This is a genomic window from Escherichia sp. WS1450 (genome assembly GCF_046487395.1).
Classification (GTDB): domain Bacteria; phylum Pseudomonadota; class Gammaproteobacteria; order Enterobacterales; family Enterobacteriaceae; genus Escherichia; species Escherichia coli.
In genome coordinates this window covers 1-8,048 of record NZ_JBJQJO010000053.1, presented here as the reverse complement: position 1 = coordinate 8,048, position 8,048 = coordinate 1, and the positions used below count along the sequence as shown (strand labels likewise).

The window sequence follows — 8,048 nt, the reverse complement described above, 5'->3', positions numbered from 1 at the left end:
TCCTCTGCGAGCGATTCTGGCTGTTCGGCAGCTGCATCGAGAGTCACAGGAAGTAGCTGGGGGCTCTCTGAAGAAGGTAATAGCAGCTTTCCCTCGCGCCATTGTTGTCGCTATTTGAACAACAGATTGGCGTTAATGCCATTTTCAAGAGCAAGTTTTGAGATGGATATCCCGGGTTCACAGGAGGCAGCAACGAGCTGCTGTTTAAATTCGGGAGGATAATTAGGGCAGCCTTTTCGCCTGCCGGGAGTCACATTTTTCTGCATATCTGACACTTTGGTTCCCACTACTTATTTGGTGGACACCACTTTGTCTAATTCGTCAGATTCTGACCAGACGGTTCAGGCTGTACGCTTACGGCGTTATGGGGTAATGCAAAGTATGAGACGCAGAGGGAATTGCCTGGATAATTCGCCGATGGAAAGAGTCTTTCGCAGCCTTAAAAGTGAATGGTTTCCGAAAGGTGGTATGGTGATTTTAGCCATGCGGTACGCGATATAAACCAGTGGATTAATGGTTATTATAACGTTTATCGACCTCACACGAACAACGATGGTTTACCGCCTTGGCTACATGAAGAAAAGTGGAAACAGGTTATCCCGGTGTCCTGATTTTGTGCTCAACTACAACTGTCCAACTTTTTGGAGTCAGTACACTCTTACGTCCGGCTCACCGGAGGGGCTATATTCTACCCCTCCTTCTCTCTGCAGCATCATCGATGGCTGTTATCAGAAGGAATACCTGATACCCAGTATTCCTTCCGCATCTGTCTTAAAGTAACCATCAAAACTGCTGTTTACTTTTGCCTGCACTGACAGTTTCTCAGTCAGCTTTCCGTTGATACCAAACGAAACGGTATAGCGGTCAGCCTTCTCTGCATCATAGTGACGGGCTTTCCAGTCATCACGCAGGGTCATTCCCGGCATATCGTTCAGCGTGATATTCCGCCAGATACCTGCCTTCAGCGTCATATTTCCGGAGACTTTTTCTGCCTCAACCCCGGCCTTCAGCCACAGGGCGTCGCCATCATGAAGCTCCACGCTCCGCTCCCGGCCCTGCAGACGATTTCCGTCCACCCGCGCACCGTTCAGTGAAACAGTCGGTGTTATCGACATATCAAGGGGGGCTGCATGCATCTTCCACCCGCCACGGATACCCGCTGTCAGGATATGGCTTTTTGCCCTGCCGGACAGGTCACTCAGCTCTCCCTGAATAGTGTAATCTTCAGACAGCTCCCGGTATCCGGTCATACCATCCACAAACAGACCACCGGCAAAGGATTTGCCCGCCAGAACATGCACTCCCCACAGGCTGAAATCATCCCGGTAGTCATCTGTGCTGCTGTGCCCCCGGTAAAACTCTGCCCCCATCCCCCACCAGGCATTACCGGCAGCAGACTGGCGGAATCCCACATTCAGTCCACTCTGATTGAGGCTGAAGTCGTCATATCCCCCATGGCTGTACCCTGTCATGGCCCATGCACCGCCGTCTGCATCACTGTTGTCCACCACCTGTGTCCAGCGGTCAGCACTGTCGCTGAGAATGAACTCACGGGCGGCAAACATGGCACGCGCTTTCTTCAGAAGAGATGTGTTATCCGCGCCCTTAAACAGCGTACTGCCATTCACCATCGTGCCCGCATTCTCTGCCGGAGAATCAGGGGAAGGCGACACACCGTTGCTGTTATTTCCTTCAGACACAATAACATCAGCCTCAGTGCTTCCTGTACTCCCTGTATCCGGTGCAACCGGAGAGGTTGTATCTGTCACATCATCACTGACATCCGTTGATACCTGAGATTCTGTTGTTCCGGCATGACTTTTCAGTTGCCAGTAAACTCTGCCGTCTTTCTCCTGCACCTGTGTGTCAGGGGTATAAACAGTAAACCCCCTGTTCAGACTGGCAAAGGAGAAGTACCCGTGAGAAGTTCCGACCGGTGCAGATGCCAGAGTCAGGTCATTTTTCAGTGTGACAGTCTGGTCAAACAGGGAGGACAGGTCCAGTGTGTTATGTCCCCCCGTTGCCTTATTCAGGATATCAATCCGGTCGCCCGTGTTGTCGGCAGTGCTGACCCCCATGGCGATATTCATACTGCTGGCATGCAGTGTGTTTACCGTCAGCGTTTTCGGCGACCAGTTGTCTGTCACAAAGGAGAGCGTCCCGCCTTTGCTTCTGAACGAATCCAGCGTGGAGCTTTTCGTCATATTCCAGTGACTCCGGCGCGACAACTCCACATGCGAGCCGACATGACCGCTTATATCACCATTAAAGGTTGCGTTCATGATATCCAGCGTCGTCTTCCCGTTCAGGACAGCACTGCCATTAAACACGCTACGGTCTGCATCCTTCACCGCTTCTGATGTGCCTTCTTCCAGCGCAAAGGCCGTGCCGTTACCATCATTTTTGTCAATAAAAACCCGCCTGTCGCCCAGTGTAACCGTCGAATCTGTTGCCTCAAGCATGGTGTTCAGCGTGGCATTACGACCAAGGCCAAAATCGGTGTTCTTCAGTGACAGCCTGTCAAAGGTAAAGCTCCGGTTCTCCCAGTCCTCCTGACTGAATGACGTGGGCTGAGTCAGAACCGAATGGTCTCCACTGGCAGCCAGTTTGTCAGCCACAGACTGAGTATTGTATGCATGGATAACCGGATGCCCCTGCAGTGTCAGACGCCCATTTTCCTGGGTGAAGGTTCCGGACATATCAGCAGAACCATCCATAACAAACGTACCGGCACTCTTCGGGTTAAAACTGATATTACCGGTTAATTTACCATGGAAAATATATTGTGTATTTTTTCTGGCCTCTTTGTCCGCATCCTCAAGAGTATTAAAATAATCAGCACCTCTGAACATATCCGGAAAAATTTTTTCTCCAGGCGAAGGAGACCACGCAATACTGCTGGTTTTTAATATAAAGAATTCAGTCTTCTGCGTTTCATCATTGAAATACTCATAAACCCGACCTAAAATTCTTGGTGTATCTTTCCCGGTCCACTTAATGGCATCATGCATAACCAGAGAGATTATTGCATTTTTGTTACTGCCATTGTGGATTTGAGCACCATAATCTGCCGCCTTTATTTCGTGAAAGCCAATATCATTACCGTTAACATCCAGAATACCTCCCCTGTATCCCCAGGAGATGTTATCCGGATTTACCTGCCGGTCATCAGTCAGCACTACTGTCGGTCGTCCGCTGGCAATATTCACACTACTGAAGGCCTGCACCTGCCCGTTACTGTCTGCCTGCTGTTTCAGAACAACGGTTCCGTCCCCGGCCTTCAGACCACCCTCATTGATACCCGTGCCCTGTATCGTCAGCGTACCTTCACCAATCTTATGCAGGTTATCGCCTTTAACACCGTTAACCTGCCAGTTTACGAACACGCCTTTATCCACAATAATACCGGCACCGGTCCAGGTACTGTTGTTTGAAGTTGCAACCGTATAATCATTATGGAATGTCAGAGAACCTGCCCCCTGTGCAACATTGTCTTTCAGGTCAATCTGTCCATTCTGTCCCAGAAATATCAGATTTTTACCGGCATTCAGGTCATTTCCCTGCTGCCCGTGCATGGCATATGTGGTGGTTCCCTGTGTCAGCGTGCCAGCTCCGGTGCTGCTGTTAAAGCCCCACTCCAGCGCACCACCTTCCGATGTTCTGAATGTGACCGGGGCATCATTGTCCTCATTAAATTTTTGTCTGATAAAATCCAGTGGAATAACAGCCCAGTTATTTCCCCTGCCCCCCGCTCCATTCCCCGCAGAGAGAACACCAACAAGAACCCATGTATTCTGAACAGTATCAAAAGCAAATAAAGGCGAACCACTGTCACCGGCCTCGCCATAAATGGGCATTGCACCATTAAGTTTGTAATCAAAAACCAGACCTGAACTGGTGCTAATCATTTCTCCATTCTGATAGGATGACAGACTACCGACAGTCCCGCCAGTCAGCCAGGAATATGCTCCTCCCATTTGTGTCAGCTGTCCGTTACTGTCCTTAATATACTGGGTTCCGGAGCCAAGACGATAAAAAACAGGATAACGTTCCTTATCCAGATATGCGCCAGCCACTGCCCCTTGCGCCGTCACCGCAGCCGGGGCAACCTCTGTCACCAGTTTATCCAGTCTGGGAGCATGAAAATCCAGTGACGGCGCATTATTCCGGTCCACGATATTGTAACGGCTTTCACCATAACCAAAGCTGACGTTTGTATATCCTCCGTTATGTTTCACGCTGGCGATATACTGCGGGTTAATTAGTGTCGCCACACCGCTTCCTGAATTTACGGAACTGAAATCCGGCATAGCCGCTTTTTCCAGCGTGCCGACAAGCTCTCCCTGCTTATTATAAATGGCGATATTCGTTGCTCCCGGGCGGAACATACCTTTATTCTCAGCAAAATCACGAAATGACTGATAGCCAAGTTCATTATTGACTGTTCCCGCAAGGCCTCCTGTAGAGAAAAGTACGGGGGACAGTAATAAAACCGGAAAACTCAGGCCTCTGACAGACTTATGAACACATTTCCTCGCAAACTCAGATACAGCAATAAAGCCCCGGGCCACAGCGCTGTAGCGAAGGGAATAAACTTTATTCATTTTTAATTTCCCCTGAAAATATAATCACCAAAATAACAGAAAGTCGGAAGCGTAAACTTACCTCAGCATACAGATGTTAAGTCGGCATTGAGCCGGAGTCATACAATTGATTTTCTATTTAATTACATTGTGATTGCAATCTTCAATGTAATCAACTATATATTTATTTGTGTTGTGTAAATTATTGTGATTTTTACATAGAAACATCCTGACACTTAAAATGCTAAAGTTTTTATGGCTGCATGGGTTTAATATTGATTCAACCTGGAAATGGAGAATAATATTCTCCATTATGATATGTATGATTGACTTTATGGGAGATAATAGGTCGATGCCCCGGGGCCAACGGGTAAGTTCAGTACAAAGACCCATATAACAAAGAATACAGACCACCCGACGAGGAAAACTATGGAGTATGGAAGCATCATTGATATCAAAGTCCCAACACCGGCATCCTTTTTGTATTTAAGTACAATAGCCATAACAAGCCCAAAATAACTCATCATTGGAGTAATAATGTTTGTTACTGAATCTCCAATTCTATAAGCAGCCTGTATTACTTCAGGGGCATATCCTGCCATCATTAACATAGGAACAAAAATTGGTGCTGTTACTGCCCATTGAGCAGATGCGGACCCAATCATTAAATTAATGACAGCACAAATCAATATAAATCCAATAAATATTACGGAATCTGGCAAATCAAGACTATTCAGAAAACTCCCGCCTTTAACCGCAATAACCTGACCAATATTTGTCCAGCTAAACAAAGCTACAAACTGAGAGGCAAAAAATATAATGACCAGATAAAGTCCTAATGTACTCATTGAATGAGTCATGGCATCAACAATATCTTTGCTATTTTTTATTGTTCCCGCTGTATATCCATATACTACACCAGCTAATGAAAAGAATATGAAAATGAAAGCCACTATTGATTTAAGAAATGGAGAATTGCTGATTAATCCTGTTTGTTGATTACGTAAGATTCCATCTTCAGGAATAACCAGAATGGCAACAATAACAGATAGTAGAAGTACAGATAAAAAGGACAGCATTAACGCTTTTTTCTCAACTGCTGTAACATCAGATGAATTACGAATTGACTGTTCATCCTGATTGAACCCTCCACCCTTGTATTTCCCTAACTGTGGTTCAACTATTTTTTCTGTTATCAGGTACCCCATGAGTGTTATAAAAAATGTACTGACAAACATAAAATACCAGTTGGATTCAGCCCCTACAATATAATCAGATGATACAATTTGCGCTGCTTGCTGGGTGATTCCTGACAAGAGCGGATCGATTGTACCTAATACTAAATTTGCTGAATAGCCACCCGAGACTCCCGCAAAAGCAGCAGCAAGCCCGGCCAAGGGATGTCTTCCCAGAGAATGAAAAAGTATTGCCGATAGTGGTATTAAAACGACATAGCCAAGTTCTGAAGCCATGTTGGACATGATACCGGCAAAGACAACAGCTATAGTTGTTACTTTTGCAGGGGCTTTTGTCACAATAAGACGAAGGGTTGCTGAAATTAACCCGGACCGTTCTGCAATACCAACACCAAGAAGAGAAACCAGAACAGTGCCCAGTGGTGCAAATCCCGTAAAATTAGTAACCAGATTCGAAAGAATTTTACGAACTCCATCTGCATCCAGTAAACTTACAATATAAATAATACCATCATCATTCCGGCCTTTAGCTCCAGGTGGTCTTGGGTCTGGGGCGCTAATATTAAAATATTGTCCAATCATCGAAACTACAATTAAGGAAATTGTTAATATTATGAACAGGATGACGGGATGAGGAAGTGCATTGCCAAGCCATTCTACTGTTCTCAGGAAACGTCTTTCTCTTTTTATTATCATTATTCCTCCTTTTCGGATTTTTTAAGTATCGATAAGTTTATCTCTCAGCATACATGTTGAACAAAATATCTTAAACAATAAAATATATTGTTTCTCCCTTTTCATGCATCTAATTATATTTTTGAAGTAATCTGTGCTGATTGCATTAAAATAAACAATATGGAAAGGTTATTTCATAATACCTATAATAAATATTTTTGTTCGGTTTTTGGTATATAAATAATTGACATGCAGCATATATAATAAAATTATGAAAAATTAGTTAATATATCTTTTACAATGTATCATTATTTTTTCAACGTTCTCTTTGGTATTTTGTGATTAACATCACACGAATAAAGGAGCTTGTGAAAAATTAACATGAATAAATCCTGTACCATCGTTGGACTCTCCCTCCAAAAGTTGGACATCCAACTGATTAAGGTTAGTTTTTATGGCAAAGCCAAAATATTTTCTCTAAACCGAATAAGCTGTAGTTAATCATTATATTGCCGGACACGATGGTACACGTCGTACCGCTGAACGTTTTGGTGTTGAAGAAACATCAGAGCGATGCTGGGTCAAGGGCTGGCAACTCCACGGTATTGATGGTATTACATGGCAAAATGACCGCGGCTCTCCTGAGTTTCGACTGACAGTTGTCCTGAAGGTTTGAGTGAAGAACTTACCATGCGCTAGGCCACTACACAGTTTAATATATCAAATGAAACCATTATCTGGCACTGGGTGAAGGTTTACAAAGATACTGGTGAAGAAGGACTTATGAACATAAAACCAGGCCGGAGCAAGGACATGACAAAACTGTCACGAACGGCGCAAAAGTGGCTCTTCCTTGGATGTATCTCTATATTTTCATACATCTGTTATCACTTAACCTGTTACTGTCCTTCAAACGCAGGAGATTCAGGGGGCCAGTCTAACCGCTAAGAACATGTTCCCGAAAATTGAGATAAACACGTTATGACAGCAACGTAAAATAAAACAGCGTTTTTTAGTCATAATGAACATGTAGAGTCCTTTTGTTCATACTCTGTGATTATCTCCATACGTTCATCTCTGGCGCTGCCAGATAGCGTTTTCGTTCTTACAGTCAATGCGCACCCGATACTGAATATCGGCTTTCTTCCCCCGGGCGGTGAGATGCACTGTGACTAAATTATCACCTTTACTTACCAGCTCACGAAGATTCACCCAGACAACAGGATGCTGCTGACTGAAGATCACCTAGTCATCTTTCCAGTGAAGCACCTGTTTCTGGAGATAGTCCCGTTTGACGCTGGCTGCAACAGCCGATGATTCCTGCCCTTCACATCGTGGAAAACTGACGGTTCTGTTTTTATCAGTAGCCAGTGATGATACACAAATACCGAAGGTGAGCAGAATTGAAGAGAGTGTTTTGTTTATTTACAGAACCCCATCATGGATAGCTCTAGACTGGCCCCCTGAATCTCCAGACAACCAGTATCACTTAAATAAGTGATAGTCTTAATACTAGTTTTTAGACTAGTCATTGGAGAGCAGATGATTGATGTCTTAGGACCGGAGAAACGCAGACGGCGTACTACACAGGAAA

General features: G+C 44.9%; 3 protein-coding genes and 2 pseudogenes. 1 reads left to right on the top strand and 4 read right to left on the bottom strand.

Features of this window, described 5'->3' with window-relative positions; translation table 11 throughout:
- Positions 1-110: 110 nt before the first annotated feature.
- Positions 111-266: a transposase gene (locus ACJHYR_RS26265; RefSeq protein WP_001712133.1), complete on the bottom strand. Its 156-nt coding sequence runs from the start codon at positions 264-266 to the stop codon at positions 111-113.
- 88 nt (positions 267-354) lie between these two features.
- Between ACJHYR_RS26265 and ACJHYR_RS26260 the strand changes: the two are divergent.
- Positions 355-611 (top strand): annotated as a pseudogene (locus tag ACJHYR_RS26260) (integrase core domain-containing protein); the annotation flags it as partial.
- A gap of 117 nt (positions 612-728) precedes the next feature.
- Here ACJHYR_RS26260 and ACJHYR_RS26255 read toward each other — a convergent pair.
- From ACJHYR_RS26255 to ACJHYR_RS26245, 3 genes and pseudogenes are all read right to left on the bottom strand, one after another.
- Positions 729-4,604, bottom strand: coding sequence for a S6 family peptidase (locus tag ACJHYR_RS26255; protein WP_072721657.1), 3,876 nt, complete (start codon positions 4,602-4,604; stop codon positions 729-731).
- Positions 4,605-4,915: 311 nt separating this feature from the next.
- Complete coding sequence (locus ACJHYR_RS26250) at positions 4,916-6,475, bottom strand: AbgT family transporter (RefSeq protein ID WP_000584526.1); 1,560 nt, start codon at positions 6,473-6,475, stop codon at positions 4,916-4,918.
- 1,050 nt (positions 6,476-7,525) lie between these two features.
- Positions 7,526-7,825, bottom strand: a pseudogene (locus tag ACJHYR_RS26245) (YebF family protein).
- Positions 7,826-8,048 lie beyond the last annotated feature (223 nt).